The sequence below is a fragment of the Anaplasma marginale str. Florida genome, from assembly GCF_000215485.1.
GTDB classification, from domain to species: domain Bacteria; phylum Pseudomonadota; class Alphaproteobacteria; order Rickettsiales; family Anaplasmataceae; genus Anaplasma; species Anaplasma marginale.
The window spans coordinates 1-1,803 of record NZ_AFMS01000084.1 but is presented as its reverse complement, the minus strand read 5'-3'; the positions used below and the strand labels follow the sequence as shown (position 1 = coordinate 1,803).

The window sequence follows — 1,803 nt, the reverse complement described above, 5'->3', positions numbered from 1 at the left end:
GCGCATGATGTCCGCAACCACAGCGACGGTCTCAACATTGTTTATGGTTGTAGGACAGCCGTATAGACCCACAGCCGCGGGAACGGGGGCGTTTAACCTGGGCATGCCCTTTCTCCCTTCCAGGGATTCTAGCTGCGCGCTTTCCTCCCCACAGATGTACGCACCGGCGCCTCTGTGGATGAAAATATCCAAATCGTAGCCAGACGAGCACGCATTCTTTCCAACCAATCCGTGTTTGTACGCCTCATCCAAAGCTTGGGACAGCACTAGGTACTCATTATAGAACTCACCCCTTATGTAAATGTACGCAGCGGTGACGCCCATGGCGAAGCCGGCTATTAGAATTCCCTCTATGATCTTATGCGGCTCATATCTGATTATGTCTCTATCCTTACAGGTCCCTGGCTCTGACTCATCAGCATTAATTACCAAGTACGCTGGACGGCCTTCAGGACGTGTTTTGGGCATAAAGCTCCATTTAGTTCCCGTGGGAAACCCAGCACCGCCCCTCCCTCTCAACCCAGAATCCTTAACCTCCTGGATTATTTTGTCGGGGCCCAGCTCCAGTATCCGTTTTGTACCATCCCATGCGCCACGCTTCTTAGCCGCCCCAAGATACGGAGACTCTCGGCCGGCAAGGTTGGTAAACGCCGCATCCTCGCTTTTCACTCAACACCCCAACGAGCAAACAAACAGATACTAACCCTCAACTCCAAGAACAGCAAGCCTGTAGAACCAACCACCCGCTTATTTTTGCAAATCAAGTTTCACATTTACTATCTCAGCAAGCGCACGGACACCGTATTTCCAGCCGTAACCGGCCTGTAGAACACTGTCCACAGCACTTACTGCCTTCTCCCCACGCGACCCAACAAGGTAATTTACGTAAAGAAAGAACTCTCCCCAAACCAGCCTAGAAAACCTATTGAACCTATCATCAGCATGCGGCTCCGCTAGTGTGGAATCACCACTCTTGATGCCTCTATAAAGCCCGCTAGAAAGATCTATAACCTGCTCCATCTTTCCATCACGCACATCATACGCACGATAAAACCCCCCTCTACCGCCGCTGGACCCAGTAAACCCGTCAGCAATCATTGCAAAAACGACGTCTGGTAGTTTGGCACGTGCAGCACGCAGCGGGTCATTTTCATCCAATAGCTGCACCAAATCGTCCAAGAAAGCAATAAAATTATCCAATCCGAGCGTGTCTAGGATGGAAAACGGACCTGGTAGCGGGATGCCAGTGCGCTCATTGGCAATCAGATGGTCAGCCACCTCAACCCCAATACCGCATTCATAGGCAGCTGACACGCACGTGGCCACCCAGAAATACCCTATCTTATCAAAAAGCTCGCCCTCGCCCTCAGAGTATGTAAAAACTTCAAGCGTACCTTTATAAAGCTCCTTTATAGAGCTTATAATATCCTCAGACTCTCCGGAGTGGGGGACGAGTTCCAGCACCGATGCTCCGCGGAAAAATGTGGGGAACCGTATTGAGGTCAGTTTGCGGAGCAGTTGTTCCGGCACTTTTTTTTCTGAGCTCATCCCGTAACGCGGGCTGCACATCGGAAGATAAAAAGCACGCCACGTTGTCTGGAGCCACGGCGGAGTAAAACTTCGCCTTCTCATCCACCCCACCGGCGATGAGCTCCACTACCCAATCTACCCCGCTTAAATCGCAACATTTTGGATCAAAATTGCGCGGCTCAACACGCTGGTCAAACTTTTTCGAAGCCGCAGCTACATCGTTGCAGAAGAGTACTAAACCGCCCTCTCGCGGTATTAGAGTTTCTACTGCTC

Annotated in this window: 1 protein-coding gene and 2 pseudogenes; all 3 read right to left on the bottom strand. The window is 51.1% G+C overall.

Going from position 1 to position 1,803, the window contains the following annotated elements:
• Positions 1–669, bottom strand: a pseudogene (locus GAC_RS02380) (NADH-quinone oxidoreductase subunit F); the annotation flags it as partial.
• Between the two features lie 78 nt (positions 670–747).
• Positions 748–1,464, bottom strand: coding sequence for a hypothetical protein (locus GAC_RS02375; RefSeq protein WP_241760125.1), 717 nt, complete (start codon positions 1,462–1,464; stop codon positions 748–750).
• Positions 1,430–1,803: pseudogene (locus GAC_RS05940) on the bottom strand (hypothetical protein); the annotation flags it as partial. The gene GAC_RS02375 and the pseudogene GAC_RS05940, both read right to left, overlap by 35 nt.